Source organism: Aeromonas sp. 2692-1 (assembly GCF_013085505.1).
Classification (GTDB): Bacteria; Pseudomonadota; Gammaproteobacteria; order Enterobacterales; family Aeromonadaceae; genus Aeromonas; species Aeromonas hydrophila.
On sequence record NZ_CP038513.1, the window covers coordinates 2,302,039 to 2,318,590 of the forward strand.

General features: G+C 60.9%; 22 protein-coding genes. All 22 read right to left on the minus strand.

All coding sequences use genetic code 11. The annotated features are described in order from the left end of the window. Position 1 precedes the first annotated feature (1 nt). Positions 2-364, minus strand: coding sequence for a hypothetical protein (locus tag E5E97_RS11125; RefSeq protein WP_053288453.1), 363 nt, complete (start codon positions 362-364; stop codon positions 2-4). 144 nt (positions 365-508) lie between these two features. Next, positions 509-763 (minus strand): hypothetical protein, encoded by a 255-nt coding sequence (locus E5E97_RS11130; protein WP_053288226.1) that lies wholly within the window; start codon positions 761-763, stop codon positions 509-511. Beyond that, on the minus strand, positions 760-918 hold the full coding sequence (locus tag E5E97_RS11135) for a hypothetical protein (RefSeq protein WP_171280263.1): 159 nt from the start codon (positions 916-918) through the stop codon (positions 760-762). Before E5E97_RS11135 ends, E5E97_RS11130 begins: the two co-directional genes overlap by 4 nt. Then, on the minus strand, positions 915-1,085 hold the full coding sequence (locus E5E97_RS11140) for a host cell division inhibitor Icd-like protein (protein ID WP_223915327.1): 171 nt from the start codon (positions 1,083-1,085) through the stop codon (positions 915-917). The genes E5E97_RS11135 and E5E97_RS11140 overlap by 4 nt, the downstream gene beginning before the upstream one ends. Before the next feature lie 287 nt (positions 1,086-1,372). Next, entirely contained in the window at positions 1,373-1,825 is a 453-nt protein-coding gene (locus E5E97_RS11145; protein WP_081000900.1) for an antA/AntB antirepressor family protein, read from the minus strand. Further along, entirely contained in the window at positions 1,812-2,321 is a 510-nt protein-coding gene (locus E5E97_RS11150) for a BRO family protein (RefSeq protein ID WP_200906062.1), read from the minus strand. Before E5E97_RS11150 ends, E5E97_RS11145 begins: the two co-directional genes overlap by 14 nt. Positions 2,322-2,424: 103 nt before the next feature. Next, positions 2,425-2,865 (minus strand): hypothetical protein, encoded by a 441-nt coding sequence (locus E5E97_RS11155; protein WP_053288229.1) that lies wholly within the window; start codon positions 2,863-2,865, stop codon positions 2,425-2,427. A 10-nt stretch (positions 2,866-2,875) separates the two neighbouring features. Further along, on the minus strand, positions 2,876-3,076 hold the full coding sequence (locus tag E5E97_RS11160) for an AlpA family transcriptional regulator (RefSeq protein ID WP_081000901.1): 201 nt from the start codon (positions 3,074-3,076) through the stop codon (positions 2,876-2,878). A 220-nt stretch (positions 3,077-3,296) separates the two neighbouring features. Continuing rightward, positions 3,297-4,520: an integrase arm-type DNA-binding domain-containing protein gene (locus tag E5E97_RS11165; RefSeq protein WP_053288230.1), complete on the minus strand. Its 1,224-nt coding sequence runs from the start codon at positions 4,518-4,520 to the stop codon at positions 3,297-3,299. 379 nt (positions 4,521-4,899) lie between these two features. Next, entirely contained in the window at positions 4,900-5,229 is a 330-nt protein-coding gene (locus E5E97_RS11170) for a multidrug efflux SMR transporter (RefSeq protein WP_011705235.1), read from the minus strand. Between the two features lie 17 nt (positions 5,230-5,246). Beyond that, the gene (locus E5E97_RS11175; protein ID WP_171280264.1) at positions 5,247-5,660 is read right to left on the minus strand and encodes a multidrug efflux SMR transporter; all 414 of its coding nucleotides are present in this window, start codon (positions 5,658-5,660) and stop codon (positions 5,247-5,249) included. Positions 5,661-5,679: 19 nt separating this feature from the next. Beyond that, positions 5,680-6,372 carry a hypothetical protein gene (locus tag E5E97_RS11180; protein WP_171280265.1) on the minus strand — a complete coding sequence of 231 codons (693 nt, stop codon included), beginning with the start codon at positions 6,370-6,372 and terminating at the stop codon, positions 5,680-5,682. A gap of 11 nt (positions 6,373-6,383) precedes the next feature. Next, positions 6,384-7,004, minus strand: coding sequence for a phosphate propanoyltransferase (locus E5E97_RS11185; RefSeq protein ID WP_171280266.1), 621 nt, complete (start codon positions 7,002-7,004; stop codon positions 6,384-6,386). After that, positions 7,001-7,450, minus strand: coding sequence for a BMC domain-containing protein (locus E5E97_RS11190; RefSeq protein WP_029303630.1), 450 nt, complete (start codon positions 7,448-7,450; stop codon positions 7,001-7,003). The genes E5E97_RS11185 and E5E97_RS11190 overlap by 4 nt, the downstream gene beginning before the upstream one ends. A 12-nt stretch (positions 7,451-7,462) precedes the next feature. Further along, positions 7,463-8,410: a choline TMA-lyase-activating enzyme gene (cutD, locus tag E5E97_RS11195; RefSeq protein WP_049048312.1), complete on the minus strand. Its 948-nt coding sequence runs from the start codon at positions 8,408-8,410 to the stop codon at positions 7,463-7,465. 113 nt (positions 8,411-8,523) lie between these two features. Further along, positions 8,524-11,910, minus strand: a complete 3,387-nt coding sequence (gene cutC, locus E5E97_RS11200) for a choline trimethylamine-lyase (RefSeq protein WP_171280267.1) — start codon at positions 11,908-11,910, stop codon at positions 8,524-8,526. A gap of 25 nt (positions 11,911-11,935) precedes the next feature. After that, positions 11,936-13,090, minus strand: a complete 1,155-nt coding sequence (locus E5E97_RS11205; RefSeq protein WP_171280268.1) for a 1-propanol dehydrogenase PduQ — start codon at positions 13,088-13,090, stop codon at positions 11,936-11,938. A gap of 15 nt (positions 13,091-13,105) precedes the next feature. Next, positions 13,106-13,363: a EutN/CcmL family microcompartment protein gene (locus tag E5E97_RS11210; protein ID WP_010634663.1), complete on the minus strand. Its 258-nt coding sequence runs from the start codon at positions 13,361-13,363 to the stop codon at positions 13,106-13,108. Positions 13,364-13,389: 26 nt separating this feature from the next. Then, positions 13,390-14,976, minus strand: coding sequence for an acetaldehyde dehydrogenase (acetylating) (locus tag E5E97_RS11215; RefSeq protein ID WP_171280269.1), 1,587 nt, complete (start codon positions 14,974-14,976; stop codon positions 13,390-13,392). A gap of 53 nt (positions 14,977-15,029) precedes the next feature. Then, positions 15,030-15,308: a BMC domain-containing protein gene (locus tag E5E97_RS11220; protein WP_002442217.1), complete on the minus strand. Its 279-nt coding sequence runs from the start codon at positions 15,306-15,308 to the stop codon at positions 15,030-15,032. A gap of 14 nt (positions 15,309-15,322) precedes the next feature. Beyond that, complete coding sequence (locus E5E97_RS11225; RefSeq protein WP_011705244.1) at positions 15,323-15,607, minus strand: BMC domain-containing protein; 285 nt, start codon at positions 15,605-15,607, stop codon at positions 15,323-15,325. A gap of 16 nt (positions 15,608-15,623) precedes the next feature. Further along, on the minus strand, positions 15,624-15,902 hold the full coding sequence (locus E5E97_RS11230) for a BMC domain-containing protein (RefSeq protein WP_010634659.1): 279 nt from the start codon (positions 15,900-15,902) through the stop codon (positions 15,624-15,626). Between the last annotated feature and the right edge of the window lie 650 nt (positions 15,903-16,552).

Sequence of the window (16,552 nt, forward strand, 5' to 3'; positions counted from 1 at the left end):
GTCATTGTGCCGCCCCCAGTCGTTGCTCACGCTCCTGTGCCAGCACTATTCCGGGATCATCGCCCCTATCAATCATCTCCCGCACCTCGGCACAGAAGAGGGTGTTCATCTCGTCCAGCATCAGGCGGCCCAGTGGCGTTAGCTCGCCCCCAGTCACCATATGGCGCAGCATCAGCAGGGCATCCTCTCGCCCCTGCTTGCCGCCACCACGTTCCAAGCAAGCGCCCACGATGTTGTTTTGAATCGCCAGCGCCAACAGTTCGGCAGTCAACGGCAGTTGAACCCCCAGATGGTTGAACGTGTTACCACGCGCCGCCAGATAGGCCAGCGCCGCCGACGACACCAGCTTGTCAATCTCACTCATCGCAACCCCCTGTTGCATTGTGATGGGGTGGCCGTTGGGCCTTCATCAGCCGTTGAAACAACACCCGCAACACTGCCAGCCGCATCGGTACCCGGTACAGCTCGCGCCAGATGCGGCGGCGAAGGGCATCTATCCGCCGTTCGCTCATAAATCACCCCCGGTCAGTACCGCCACCAGCTCGTTGAAGGCCCGTTCAGTCAGCCCCGCTTTCAGTTCGCGGGCCTCTTTGGCTGTGACAGCAACAGCGGCCCCCTTGGTCTGCTCAATGAAGCGATCTCGATCAGAGCGCCAGCTAAACGCGCTCAGGCTGCCAGCCTGTGAACGCTTGCCGGTGTGCGGGTTGATGGAGCCAACAAAGGTGGGCTGCTCGGTACTGCTTGCCCATGCGAAATACCTCATGCTGCCACCCCCTGACAGATACCCGCCTCAATGCGCAGGGCATCAAGCAAAGCGCTGTATTGCGCACGCTCCACGGGGCATAGGTCGGTTTGTTCAAGGGTGTCGGCCAGTTGTGCCAGCAGTTCAGCCAGTCGGGGGGAGTGGGTCGGGTTCATGCGGCGGCCCTCCCAGTCGGACGGCGGCTGACAAACACCAACGGCAAACCGGCCAGGGCGGCGCGGGCTTGGGCTTCGGTGTCAGCAACGGCGGTAATGGTGCGGATACGGCGTAGGTCTGCCAAACGGCAGGTACGGGAATGCTGGATCAGGAAGGTATAGATCATGAGGGGTATTCTCCACAGTTTGAGAACTGTGGCGGATCGGGTAGCCGCAAAGCAGCGCCCAACTGTGGAAAGGCGCAGCCGGGGCGTTTTCTTTGGCTCCCGACCCATGCCCCGAAACTGGATAGATCCCCGGCGCAAGGGCCGAAGTTTCGGGAAATGAGGCATATTTTCACAGTTGTTCAATGCTTTCGGGTGCTTAATCCGCCAGCCATGCCGCCACTTGCTTAAGGTGGCAGCAGCCCGCATCGTACCGTTTCGGACGCTATCGGACAAGAGGGAGGGAGTAATCATTGTTTGCCCTCCCGCTCAACTTTGATCGCCAGCATAGCGGCAAGCTGCTCTTTGCGTTCATCAAAGGGCATCCCAACATCGAGCAAGGTGGCGTTACTGCGTTCTAGGTAGGCCACCAGCGCCAGTTGATAAGCGCTCATGTGCTGGCGGATGGCGTATTCCTTCTGGGGTCTGCCCCCCTGGGGGTTTTCGCCAAATTTGGTGAAAACCACATAGTCCACCCCTTCAACAAAGCCATACTCGGCAATGCGATCCTTAATCCAATTGGAGAAGTCACGGCCCACCTTGAGGAAGGAGTGAAGCTCGCGGGCGTTGACGGTTTGAACCGCCTTGCCCTCGATATACTGCGAGGTCAGCGGCAACCACTTGGCAAGGGATGGCTGGGGCGGTTGGCTGATTTTGGGCAAAGCTCCGCCCTGGGCAGTGAGCCCATTCTTATATCCGGTCATCGCTCACCCCCGTCAACTCAGGTTGATAGGTGCGCCACAGCTCGGCCTCTTCGGCTTTCAGGCGGGCTTTCTCACCCCGGCAGGATTGCAGGGCGTGGCCGCGCTTACTCGCCTCCTTGGTGTACTGGGCTTGCCGACGGCTATGGTCATGCAGGCAGGCGAACGGCACGCCATAAGCGCCGGTCTTGCGGATAGCGGGGATCACCTCGCGGAATACCCAGTTGCAGAAGCGATGGGCGAGGGTGCCGGGAGTGGTGGCTTTGCGGCTGCGGGCAAGCAGCTTGTAGAACCCGGATTCGGCGATGGTTCGCATCTTCTGGGTACCGCCAAGGGTGTAACTTAAAGTTACCCCCTTTTCATCGTCATCCAGTGCCTTGAGCGCCTGGCTCGGATTGGTCAGCTCCAGCGCGTCACACACATCCTTGGCAATAAACCACGGCACACCGTGAACATTCACAATGCGTACCTTCACCCCCTCAAACTTGATAACAGACATATCGCTAGCCTGAACGGCTAAATTAACCGCTTGGCTGCCAGCAGGCTGCGGGGCGGCCTCAGAACTGAATCTGCTTTTTTGAATAGTCATGGTGGTGGCTCCGTTAAGCGGCGGGCGGAAGCTCGTCGGGGGTGGCAGGGAAGGCGGCAAGGTAACAGGCAATCTGCTCCGGCTCCATCGGCAAGGCGTTGCGCTGGCGGCGCTTGAGGTTCACCAGCTCGGCCACCTTGCGGGCCTCCTCCCGGTCGGCTAACCAATACCGCTCAAAGCGGGTGATGCGGCCCGCGCTGTTGCGGTGGTCAAACGGCCTGCTGTGAATGATCACATCATGGTCGTTGCGCAGCTCGTCGATGCGGTTGCGGTAGTTGAAGTCGTGATACAGGGGGAAGAACGTCAACTGGCTGGTGCCCTTCATCCCGCTATCCAACAGGTGGACGGCGGCCAGCTCAAGCAAGGTGGGTACTTTGGGGGCCTTGGTGGTATGCTTGTCACGCTCAAGCTGATTGGTCGTGACGTTCGCGTTGCGGCCATTTTTTTTGTCCATCGCTGCCTCCTTATGCTGCGGTTACACCACATTGTTCCAGCCAAGCCACAACATCGCGCTCACGCCATGCCACTCGATTCGGGCCGAGCCGTACGGGCTTCGGAAAGCGCCCCTTTGCCATCATGTCGTAAAGGGTGCTGCGGGACAGGCTGGTCACTGCCTCCACTTGCTGACGCTTCATCAGGGTCACTTGACTTAGGTCGATACTCATTTGCTTGTCTCCTGATACAAAAAAACCCGCACAGTGGCGGGTTATAAAAGGGGTTTGTCTGGCGTTTCGTTAAGGGAGTATCTGGGTCAGCACCTCCAAATAAAAAACCCGGCGCTATGGCCGGGTCTGGAAATGAAAACGCCCGATCTAGAGAGATTGGGCGATTATGGGTAAATCCTAACGTTGGGCACTCTCGGCGTCAACCGGTATTCACCGGAAGCTATGCAATTTTTATCACGACACCACCACCATTATCGGCATCACCCACATACTGCCCCCATAGCTCCATCAGCCCGCGCCGCTTTTCCAGCACATCCCCGCGCCAGTAAGCAGCCTCGGCCCCCTGGGCCACCACATGGGCAAGGCACATCTCGCATATCTCCCTTGGGTAGGTGGTGCGCTCGGCAGCCCAATCACGAAACGATGACCGGAAGCCGTGAACCGTGAAGCCTTCCGCTCCATGTCGCCGCATAAACATAGTTACCGCCCCAGCGGATAGATGGCGGTCTGGTCGCTGCCCTGGGAACACATAAGGGGAGCCCTGTACTCTTGGCAGGCTCATGAGTAGGGAGATAGCCCGCTTGCTCAGTGGTGCCCGGTGATCTCGTGCGCCCTTCATCCTTATGGCAGGGATTGACCACTCACCCCGCTCAAGGTCGATCTCGTCCCATGTGGCCCCCAGTGCCTCACCTGCTCGGCAGGCGGTGAGAATGATCAGCTCCAATACCTTGGCGCTCATGCTTTCAGTCTGGGCGATCTGGCGGACAAAGGTGGGGACTTGCTGGAACGGCATGGCGGCATGGTGTTCCACCTTCTTCACCTTGGCGCGTCGGGGTAGCAGCTTATCCAGGTGGCCGCGCCACCGTGCCGGGTTCTCACCAGAGGTAAAGCCTCTGGCCTTGGCGGCATCAAGTATCAGCTCGATACGATTTCGCACACGTGAAGCCGTCTCAGTCTTGGTCTGCCATATGGGTTGCAGGATGTTTAGCACGTGCTCGGTGTTGATCTCATCCGGCTGCAACTTGCCAATCACCGGATAGGCGTACTGCTTCAGGGTGTTGGCCCATTGCTGGGCGTGTTTGGCGTTCTTCCATCCTGCCCGGTGGGCCTTGATGTACTGCTCACCCAGATCACTAAAGGTAACCGCCCGTGCCGCTTCCTCCCTGGCTGCTCTGGCGGCTGCTCGCTTCTCGCCTATCGGATCTTCCCCTTGCTGGATCATCCGGCGAGCCTCAAACGCCAGTGTTCTGGCATCAGCCAAGCTGACACCGGGGTAAGCCCCTAGCCCCATGTCTCTTAGCTTGCCCGCTTGGCGATAGCGGAACACCCAAGAGGCCCCGCCGCCCCTCCCTATCTTCAGGTAAAGGCTGTCGCCATCGTTGGTCATGCCGGGCCGGCCTGCCTTACAAAGACCCTCAACTGTTCTGGCTGTGAGTTTCCCCATTTTTACCCGCTCCCCTGTCCGTTCAATGGCTTGGCCGGGGGTGCTGGATCACAGCCCATACTGAATCCATCACACGCCAGCCCATACTTCAGCCCATACTTTAGCGCCGGATTTTACAAGAATCTATCGGAACGACTCGGAACGGGTTTGTTGTATCTATCCGCAATATATAAGGTTTTCCAGGCACCATGCGGAATGGCTCAGAACGGATTGCGGCGGACTGTCTCTCCGCCATCTTCAAGGCCCAAGCTGCTAGCCAGCTTGGGCCTTTCTCTATTTGCACGCTTGCCGGCTTGTTACCCGGCAGGCGTGTCAGGGCTGGCATGTCGGCACGCCGGTGGCAGGGGCAAAGCGCCACTGCCAGGGTCTTGTCACGGCGTTACATGCTGGAGAAGACGTTCATGATCACCCCGCCCGAGATGATCAGCGCCATCGCCAGGATGGCGGGTAGATCCGGTTTTTGCTTGTAGAGGATCATCGAACAGATGGTGACCCCGACGATGCCGAAGCCGCACCAGAGCGAATAGGCCACCCCGACCGGAATGGTGCTCATGGCGCGGGTGAGGGCGAAGTAGCACAGGCTGTAGGCGCAGACGACCAGTATGGATGGCCCCAGTCTGCTGAAACCGTTGGTCTTCTTGATCATCGAGGTGCCGGTGATCTCAGAGCCGATAGAGAGCGCCAGCCATAAAAATCCGAAATTAAACATGGGTCATTCCTTTTGCGTCAGTTGGCGATGTTGTTGTTCATGGGGGGAGTGAGCGGCTCGGCGGAGACATCGCTACCCTCTTCGCTGCCCATCTTGGAGAACAGGTTCATGATGACGATGCCGCTGGCGATGACGGCCATGCCGATCATGGCGGCGGTGTCCGGGTGCTGGCCGTAAAACGCCATCCCCAGCGTGGAGACCACCAGAATGCCGGTGCCGGACCAGGTGGCGTAGGCAAGCCCAACGGGAATGTCTTTTACCGCGCGGGAGAGGGAGTAGTAGCAGGTGCAATAGAGCAGCACGAGCAGACCGAGCAGCAGCATCTTGGTGGTTCCTTCACTGCTGCCAAACATCTTGAGGGTGGAGGTGGCCGAGGTTTCGGACACGATCACCAGCAGCATCCATAGCCAACATTTTGTTTTTGAAGACATACGTTAAACTCCGGGTTTGTTATTTAAGGTAAGGTTGTTTTTCTTTTCTTCTGCTTTTCAAAAAATCGATGGCGGCATCGGTCAGTTGGGCCTCGGCCGTCTGTGCCAGCGCCGGATCCTTCTCAACATCGCTGACCGTGAGATAACGGCGCGCCGTGCCCGCCGGCACCGGGGCCGCGTCGTTCGCCGGTGCCAGCCTCTCCAGCAGCTCATTCATGGTGCACAGCACCACACCTATCTCGCCCAGACGGCTGAGCGCCGCCTGCATGTGCCCGGCGTATGGCGTGCTCGGTTGCGCCCCCAGCAGCTGGTTCAGCTCACTGGCGGGATCGCAGTGATAGCGCAGCGCCAGCACCGGCAAGCCGCTCAGCAGGGCATCGTGCAGCCGCCGGGCGACGGGGCTTTGCTGCGAGCCGCTCAGCAGATCCATCGCCAGCGGGTAGTCGAGAAAGGGCAGCACCAGCGCGCGATAGGGGGCGGGCGGCAGGGCCTGTTGCCAGACGCTGGCCGGCACTGTCTCCCCCAGCGGTTGCCACAGCGCGCCATCCTCGATCTCTGCTGCCAGCGCAAGCTGCAGGGGCTGCCCACAGCCGGCCAGACGATTTCGAATGGCCTGCCGATAGCCCTGGGCCGCGGTCACCATCACCAGCAGTGGCGGCTGCAGGCGTCTGAGCATCTGTTCGACCAGGCGTTCAATCTGTTGGTCGGTCATGGGGATCTCCGTTAGCCGAGCAGCCTGACCTGCGCACCGTTTTTCAAGCCGGCGGCGTTGGCCTCTTCGGTATCGATGTGAAATTCCAGGGCGAAATCGTCGCGTACCCGCACCACCACCTCATCGAAGGTCAACTGGCGCTCACCGTCGCTGCGCACACTCACCTTCTGGCCGTGGGTCACGTTCAGCTGGCGAGCGTCGTGTGGCGAGAGGTGGATATGCCGCCAGGCGCAGATCACCTGGGAGCGCAACTCCACGTGGCCGGCGGGGCCGATGAGCAGGGCGCTGCCGGTATTTTCCAGCTGGCCTGACTCACGGACCGGCGCCTTGATGCCGAGGGTGAAGCAGTCGGCGCGGGAGATCTCCAGCTGTGAAACCGGCCGGGTCGGGCCGAGTACCCGTACCCGGGCCAGCGAGCCCTTGGGGCCGACCACGGTGACGCACTCCTCTGCAGCAAACTGGCCCGGCTGGCGCAGCGGTTTGAGCGGCGTCAGGGTGTAGCCCTTGCCGAACAGGGCCTCCACATCCTGTTGTGCCAGGTGAACGTGGCGATTCGAGATGCCGACCGGGATCGCCGGGCTGACCAGGCTCAGACGGGCGGCGATCTTTTGATGCAGCTGGGGATCGATCATGCTTTCTTCCCTTTTCTTGCCGCGGCCTGTCGGTCTTCCGCCTGATCCGCGGCTGGCTGGCTGGCCGATGGAGTGGCTGGTTCGGTATCGGCACTGCCTTCCGGTGACAGGGCCGGCACAGCGGTTGCGGTAGTCATCTCCTTCTTGGTGCTAGCCGGTGCGTGCGGCGGGTAGCCCTTGAGGTTGCCGAGCGCCGCTACCGCGCTTGGCTCCGGACGGGCAATCACCAGGGAGTGGACCTGCTGGTCGATGGTGGCGGCCACCGCGACGCCACGCTCGATGGCGGTGTGGATGGCGCTGATCTCCCCTTCGAAGCAGACACTCACCAGCCCGGAACCCACCTTGCGATAGCCGATGCAGCTGACGCCTGCCGCTTTGCAGGCTGCGTCCACCGCCTGAATGGCGGCGATCAATCCTCGCGTTTCAATTACGCCCAAACTTTTCATCGTCGACTCCTGTTAATGGCGAACCAAGCGAATATCGAAATCAAATTGTGCAAAGAAGGCCTCTAGCCGATCCAATTCGTCCGGCGTGTAAGAGGGGTCTTGCGCAATCGGGTAGGGCATATCCAGCCGCTCATATTTCTTGCGGCCCAGCTGGTGGTACGGCAGCATGTCGATCCGCAGGATATTTCCCCGCTTTGCCAATTTCTGTACATATTCGATGGCGCCGGTAATGGCATCCCATGAATCGTTATATCCACGGATGAGCGGCATGCGCACAATCACCTTGGCGCCGTAATCAACCAGCCATTCCAGATTGCGGCGAATACCTTCATTGCCGATACCCAGCATCGCCTTATGCTGTTCACTGTTGATTTGCTTGATATCGAACAAAAAGGTATCGGTGACGGGCGCCAGCTGCTGGTAATTGGCCAGCGAGGTGGTGCCCTGGGTCTCGATGGCGGTATTGATCATCATCTTCTTGCATTCGCTAAACAGCGCGACGGCAAAGTCGGTCTGCAGGCTCATCTCGCCGCCGCCGATGGTGACGCCACCGCCGGAGGAGATGTAAAAGTCATAGTCCTGCATGATGATCTCCATCAGCTCGCTGACGGTGACATCCTTGCCCATGATATCCAGCGCATGCTGGGTGCAGACCTCTTCGCATTTGCGGCAGCCGATGCAATCCTTATTGCGATCGACGAAGTGTTTCATGCTGCCGTTCTCTTCGGCCCGGTAATGGACTCCGGCCGGGCAGACATTCACGCAGTCACCGCAGTTGATGCATTTGTCGTGCGAAAACATCACCTGAAATTGGCTGCTGAGCCCTTCAGGGTTGGCGCACCAGGGACAGCGAAGGTTGCAGCCCTTGAAAAAAACCAGCGTGCGAATGCCATCGCCGTCATATATCGAATATTTCTGGATATTGAATATGCGGCCGGTTAATTCATTATTTGCGATCACGCTTGCCTCCTCTCCGGATGTGGCAGGCCGCAGTCGCATTATTTGCGACCTGCCATCACGGAGTACTTCCGGTTATTTTGGCGATTAAGAAAGACGGGTTATCAACGCATCGATCAGAACTTCTCAATCACGGTGCGGCTGATGATCTCGTCTTGCACCTCTTTGCACAGCTCGACGAAATAGGCGCTGTAGCCGGCGACGCGCACGATGAGGTCGCGGTACTTCTCCGGCTCCTGCTGCGCCTTTTTCAGCACTTCGTTGTCGACATAGCTGAATTGCATCTGGCCATTGCCGAGGATGGAGGCGGTACGGAGCAGGGTGATGAGGCCATGGCGTCCCTCCTGGGTATCCAGCAGCCCCTTGAGGAACTTGAAGTTATGCACCATGCCGATGTTCATGGTCTCCACGTTCATCTTGCTGACGGACTTGATGATGGCCGTCGGCCCCTGCTTGTCCGCTCCCTGGGTCGGGCTGATGCCGTCTGAGAGCGGCATCCAGGCCAGGCGCCCGTTCGGCGTGGCGTTGGTCAGCTCGCCGATGGGGGTGTTGTTGGAGATGGAGAGGGTGCCGTGGCTCAGGGTGGAGTAGAGCATCTTGTACTTGCGGCACTCTCGTTCGGTCCACTCGGTGATATCCAGCGCGTACTGGTCGACGTAGTTGTCGTCGTTGCCGTACTTGGGCGCATTGAGGCAGTCGCGGCGCAGCGCTTCGAACCCTTCGAAGTTGGCCAGCAGGGCATCGCGAATTTGTTCGAGTGTGTATCTCTGCTCCTCGAACACCAGCTTGCGGATTGCCGCCATGGAGTCGACATAGGTCGCCAGCCCCGAGAAGATGAGGCCCGGACCGTGGTTGACCACGGCGCCACCGGCGGCGACGTCCTTGCCCTTCTCCATGCAGCCTTCCACCAGCAGTGACATCAGCGGTTTCGGCGCCACGTCGCGGTGCACGCGCTGGCTGATCACGGTGCCGATGGCCGACAGGCGAACGATGTGGGCAATCTGCTGTTTCACCGCCGCATCGAACTGTTCGAAGGTGCGCAGCTCGCGCAGGTCGCCGGTATCCAGCCCCTGATGGCTGTCGAACAGCACCATGCGTCCCCGGTTGAGCACGAACTCGATGGCGATGGGCCACTGGGTGTAACCGGTGGAGGTCCACTGATAGATGCGCCCCGATTTTTGCGGCTCGACGCAGCCCATCAGGCAGTAGTCGCGGGCGTCTTCAAAGTCGAAGCCCTTGCGCAGCATCATCTTGATGTGGGAGTCGTCGAAGTGGCAGGCCGGGAAGCCCATCCCCGCCTTCACGACGTCGACGATCTTCTCCATGTATTTCTGTGGTGACTGGTTGTGAATGCGGCAGGCCAGCGACGGCTGGTAGACCTTCACGAACCGCACGGCATCCATGATGAGGTAGGTCAGATCGTTGCAGGCATCGCCGCCGCTGCGCTTCTGGCCGCCTACGGTCAGGTTGATGAAGGGCTGATAGCCGGCGAAGTATTTCGCTCCGAGCTCGCTCGACATCCACATCAGCTCGGCACACTTGATGATGAAGGCCTGCATCAGCTCGAGCGCGCTTTCGTGGGTCAGGCGGCCCTCGCGGATATCCGCTTCAAACATGGGGTAGCAGTACTGGTCGACCCGACCGAGTGACAGACCAGTCTGGTTCTCTTCGATCTCGAACAGCGACTCCACCGTCCAGATGCTCTGCAGCGCTTCTTGCAGGGTCTTGGGCGGGTTGGCCGGCACGTTCTCGTTCACCTCGGCGATGGTCAGCAGCTCGGCGCGGCGCTGGGCATCCTGCTCTTTCACGGCCAGTTCACGGGCATGGGCCGCGATGCGGCGGGCGTAGTTGACCACCCCTTCGCAGGTTTCGATCGCTGCCTTGTAGTAGTAGATGCGATCGATGTCGTCCGGGTTCTCCATGCTCAGCTGGTCGAGATGGGCCTGGGCGTCGGCCTTGATGCCGTTCATCCCTTTGGTGAACAGCAGCACGTCGTAGCCCGGGCAGGTGTCGCCACCCCCGTTGATCTGGTGGTAGGAGAGGTCGCTGACGAAGGTCTCGCCGCTGAAAGCCCAGACGCCGGCTTCCCGGTACTGTGCTTCGCAAATCTCGTCCAGCGAGCGGCCTTCCCAGAACGGCACTATCTCTTCGCGGATGGTTTTCTTGTCCGCCTCGCTGATTTCAAAGGGATCTTGCGGACGGGTGCTCATGGTATCGAGCTCGTCGCGTACCCAGCGCCAGGCTATGTCCGGCGAGAAGGCGCCGGCGCGCGGCTTGCCGCACGGGTGGCCGACGATCAGCTCGTCGTCCTGGATCAGGATGGGGGCGGTTTCACAGGCGTGACGGAACGCCTTGGCACGCAGCAAGATGGTCGGCATGCCAGGGTTGGCCTTGACGACCTCGGTAAAGGCCAGTGCCCGGTAGATGGAGACGCTGGGGCGCACGGTCAGATAGTGGTTGCGCAGGCGCTGCAGGCGCGGTGTCAGCCCCTCCATCACAGGCGTATCGGCACAGGCGGCGAACGGGGCGGCAGAGACGTGCTGTACTCCGCGAAAGAGGCGAACCGGCAGCTTGAGGGCGCTCAGGTTTTGCTGGGCGCAGAGGAACATCTCGGAGAGCGGGTTGATGCTCGCCTGCTCCAGGCTGGCGCCGTGCAGCAGGGCATCAAACATGGGGTAGCCGTCGATGGCGCAGGTGGCGCGCACTTCGCTCAGCTCGGCCAGCTTGAACCACAGGCACTCGACGATTTCGTACGCCTGTTGCTCGGTCAGCGCGCCGTTGGCGATGTCGCGCTGGAAGTAGGGCAGCAGCGCCTTGTCGGCCCCTTCCGGGTTGACCGCATAGCTGCCGTTGTCGAGTTGAAGCGCCAGCTGGAACAGGTAAAACGACTGGCAGGCCTCTTTGAAGTTGCGCGCCGGGTGGGCCGGTACATGGTGCAAAATGGCGGCGCTGTCGCGCAGCTCGGCCTGGCGGAACGGGTTGGTTTCGGCGGCGGCCAGGGTTTCGGCGCTGTTGGCCAGGTTTTGCGCCAGTGCCATCAGGGCATCGCAGGCGTGGATGGCGGCGCGGCAGCCGTTGACCTCGTCCATGCCGCTGCGGCTGACGGCGCTGCCCAGCGCGCGGGTTTTCTGTTCCAGCTGCTGCTTGATGGCCAGCACGCCCTTCTCCACCACCAGCTTGTAGTCGGGGGAGTCGATGGCGCTGTTCAGATTCAGGAACTGGAAGGTGGACGGGCGCTGCCCGGCACTTTCGTCGTGGAAAATGGCGCCGTGCGGGGTGCGGGTCTGGTTGCCGACAATCAACTCGTCGGCACTGATGGTCAGCGGCAGCTGGCGCATCAGCTCGTAAAAGCGGCGTGCCGGTTTGACGGCGGCAGGAATGCCCGCGATGTCGCCATCCAGCCCGCTCAGCATAGTGGCGTGTTCAGTGCACAGGGTGCTGGTGTGCGCCAGTAAACGTTCAGCCAGCACGTTGACGCGCGGCGTTAAGCTGTAGTGTGCCATGAGGTAGGTTCTCCAGTTCTTGTTCTTAGTGGCCGGCGGCGAGAGTGCCGCACCATGCCTTGCGATAGAGTTCGGTCAATGCCCGGGCATCCGGTGCGCGCGGGTTGGTCGGGGTGCAGTTGTCGCGCAGCGCCTGGCTGACCATCTCCGCCAGCCGCTGGTCGAAATCGGCGGCGAGAAGGCCGGTATCGCCAATGCCGGCCGGCATCTTCATCTCCTCTTTGAGCGCCTGGATGGCCACCAGCAGGCTGTTGACCCCCTCGCGCGGCGTTTGGGCGGGCAGGTCCAGCAGGTGGGCCAGGCGGGCATACTTGTGGGCGGCCTGGGTATCGCACTGCCCGTCGTGGTCGGCGTTCCATGCCACGACCTGCGCCATCAGGAGCGCGTTGGCACGCCCGTGCGGGACGCGGAACACGCCGCCGAGGGCATGGGCCAGGCTGTGGGTGATGCCGAGCGAGGCGTTGGTGAAGGCCATGCCCGCCATGCAGGAGGCGTTGTGCATCTTTTCCCGCGCCAGCAGATCGTGGCCGTCGCGCCAGCAGGCGGGCAGGTAGCGAAAGACCTGCTGCACCACCTTCTCCGCCAATGCGTCGGAAAAGTCGCTGGCCGCCCGGGAGACATAGGCCTCCAGCGCGTGGCACAGCACGTCCATCCCGGTATCGGCGGTGATGGCGGGCGGTACCGATGCCACCAGCGACGGATCGAGAATGGCGATATCCGGCAGCAATGACGGGTCGACCAGCACCAGCTTCTCGCTGCGGGCCTTGACCACCGAGAAGCTGGTCACTTCCGAGCCGGTGCCGCTGGTGGTCGGGATGGCCACGAAACAGGGGCGCTCGCGCCCCAGATGCGGGCGGGTTTGCGCCAGGGCGAACATGACCGCTTTGGCTGCATCAATCACCGAACCGCCGCCGAGCGCGATCACCAGATCCGGATAGCAGCTGTCCATGAGCTTCATGCCGCGCACGACCGTGGTGATGTCAGGATCGGCCACTACATCGTCCCAGCACTGGAACGGGATGCCGCACTGGCGCAGGATCTGCGTCACCCGGTCGGCCAGGCCAACTTTCACCATCATCTGATCGGTGACCAGCAGGGCTTGGCGGGCGGGCACTTCAGCCAGGGCGGACAGGGCGTCCTGACCGAAGCGGATCCGGGGTTTCAGCAAAAATTCACTCATTGGGTCATTCACTCCTCAAGCGTCCCGAAACACCTTCTCGACAATGGCGACCACCGACATGGCCTTGTAGCGGTCTCTGTTGAGCGCGAGGTACTCCTCGGCCAGTACGACGTCGTGCATGCCTGCGCCGACGCTGTCGACGGCGACCCAGGAGCGGTCCTTCATCGGTTGCTGCTGATCGTCCAGCTGGGTGATCAGCAGCAGATTGCTGCCACGCAGCTCATCGCACTTCTGCGTGGCGACGACATGTCCGGTTACCTTTGCGAGAATCATGGTTTTTATCGCCTTATCTCAATGGGTTACTTGCCAAGGCGCTCAAGCACCTGACGGATGACCCGCTCCACGTTCTGCTCGCTGATCTCGCTGCCGACCTCGGCGCTGGCGCTGGCAAAACGGTCGTCCGCGCTGTGGCAGGTCGGCGCCGGGGCACTGAAGCGGGCATCGTCGAGGATGCTGCAGGGCGGGGTCGCGGCCGGAGCGGCGCTGGCGGGCTGCACAGCAGCCGGCTGGATGGGGGCGCGCAACTCTTCGATGGTGCGCACGCCGTAACCCACCTTGCGGATGTTGAGCAGGTTCATCGGGCCGACGTTGTCGGAGCTGGAACCGCCGCCGACGGCGCCGCAGCCGAGGGTCAGTGCCGGTGTGAGGTTGGTGGTGGCACCGATGCCGCCGAGGGCGGCCGGGGTGTTGATCAGGATCCGGTTGACCGGTTTTTCCAGGCTGAACTGGCGGATCACGTCCCGATTGCGGGTATGGATCACCAGGGTGTGGCCCAGCCCTTCGTTGGTCAGCAGCTCGACCACCCGATGACAGGCGGCGCGCCACTCCTCTTCCACGTAGAGGCCGAGTACCGGGCAGAGCTTTTCACGGGAGTAGGGGTTGCTGTGGGAGACGGTGGTCTGTTCGGCCACCAGCACGCGGGTGCTGGGGGGGACGCTGAAACCGGCCAGCTGGCTGAGATGGAGCGCCGTCTTGCCCACCACTTTCGGGTTGATGGTGCCGTTCGGGCGCAGCAGCAGGGCAGCCATCTTGGCGGCTTCGTCTTCGTTCATGAAGTAGGCGCCCTGGGCCGCCAGCTCGCGATGAACCTCGTCGTAGATGCAGCGTTCGACGATGATCGACTGCTCGGAGGCGCAGATCACGCCGTTGTCGAAGGTCTTGCTGGTGATGATGTCCTTCACCGCCTGGTGAATGTCGGCGCTGCGCTCGATAAAGGCCGGGCCGTTGCCCGGGCCGCCGCTGATGGTCGGGGTGCCGGAGGCATAGGCCGCGCGCACCATGCCTTCGCCACCGGTTGCCAGGATCAGCGACACGTCCTTGCTGTGCATCAGCTCGGAGGTGGCCTCCAGGGTCAGCTGGGTGACGCCGTCCACGATACCCGCCGGGGCTCCGGCGGCTTCGGCGGCGCGTTTGACGATTTCAATGGCTTTCCAGCTGCACTGGCGTGCGCCCGGGTGTGGCGAGAAGATGATGGCATTGCCCGCCTTGAGGGCGATCAGGGTTTTGTAGAAGATGGTGGAGGTCGGGTTGGTGGAGGGTACCAGCGCGCAGATCACGCCCAGCGGCACGCCCACGTCCATCACTTTTTTCGCCTGATCGTCATGAATGATCCCGACGGTCTTCATCTCTTTGATGGCATCGTAAACGTGCAGCGAAGCGAACCGGTTTTTCAGCACCTTGTCTTGCCAGTTGCCAAAACCGGTCTCTTCTGCGGCCATTTTCGCCAGCGTTTCGGCATGGCGCGCGGCCTCTTCGGCCACGTTCTTCACGATGGCGTCGATTTTCTGCTGCGAAAAGGTGGCCATAATCACCTGCGCCTGTTTGGCGTTGCGCACCAGTTCTCTCGCGTTCTGGCGGGAGAGCAAATCGGTATCGAGTTCAATCATGAATCTATCCTTCATCAGACTAAAAAAGTGCGGGCGGGGCGTGCCCTCTCAGGTCATGCCTTGTGCTGCGCCGCGATTTTTTCGATGTCGTTGTGCGGGCGTGCGATGACGCGAGAGGTGACCACTTCGCCAATGCGTTTCGCCGCTTCCACACCGGAATCCACCGCCGCATTGACCGCACCGACGTCGCCTTTCACCATGGCGGTGACCAGGCCAGAGCCGACGTTCTCATAGCCGATCAGCTCGACGTTGGCAGCCTTGCACATGGCATCCGCCGCTTCGATGCAGGCCACCAGGCCTTTGGTCTCAATCAGACCAAGCGCTTCTTTCATCATGTTCTCTCCCGTTATTCGGCAATTTTGTAGTGGGCGACAATCTTGCTGATGTCGTTGTGCGGGCGGGCGATGACCAGCGAGGTCACCACTTCACCGATGCGCTGTGCGGATTCCACGCCGGAGTCCACCGCGGCTTTCACGGCCCCTACGTCGCCTTTCACCATGGCGGTGACCAGGCCAGAGCCGACGTTCTCATAGCCGATCAGCTCGACGTTGGCGGCTTTGCACATGGCATCCGCCGCTTCAATGCAGGCCACCAGGCCCTTGGTTTCAATCAAACCCAATGCATCACCCATTTGCGATCTCCCGGCCTCAAGCCTTGTGTTTAATGACGATTTTGTTGATGTCGTTGTGCGGACGGGCGATGACCAGCGAGGTCACCACTTCACCGATGCGCTGTGCCGACTCCACGCCGGAATCCACCGCCGCTTTCACCGCGCCGACATCCCCCTTCACCATGACGGTGACCAGGCCGGAGCCGATGTTTTCATAGCTGATCAGCTCCACGTTGGCGGATTTGCACATGGCATCCGCGGCTTCAATGCAGGCCACCAGCCCCTTGGTTTCGATAAGCCCCAATGCATCACCCATGGTGATCTCCTCAGAACAGATTGTGTGGTGTGGTTAAGGAACCCCGTCCGTGTCACGGTGTTGAGCCACGGTTGCGGCGTTCAATCGCCACTATAGGTATTGGCGGCATTTGTGGAATTTGAATCTGTAAAACTGAGATATTTAGTTTGTTATTCTGGATTTGTGATTTTTATAAGCCGTATTTATCTATTTATGCTGCGACCACGAGGCTGTTTTCGCCTTGCATAAGGCCGAATTCAGGCCCGGGAAAAGATCGTTGGTCGATGTTAATGAGTTGTTGGGCAATGGGGGCCGAGAGGTAATTTGGCCGGCTGCTAACTGTGGCGGAGCTCATGTTTTGCCGGCGAGGCTAAATGTAAAAACCGAGCCGGGTGTGACGGGAAGAAGAGATAAAGGCGGTGACGGCGAGTCAGGCGGGGGGAGGTGGCATTGAGAGCGAGGCGCGAGTCATGTGGATGCCGGCGCGAGAGTGGATGGGGCGGGCTGGAAAAGTAGCGGGAACCGGTCCTGCCTGGTGATGCGCAAGGGGCGTCTTGTCAGTACGGATGTGCAGTCGGGGGAAGGGGGGGGCAGGCAGCCACCACGGCATTGCCTTCAGGGCAAACAGGCGGGCAGGCCGCATGAGGGCAGAGTTATCAGGGGCTTGCGCG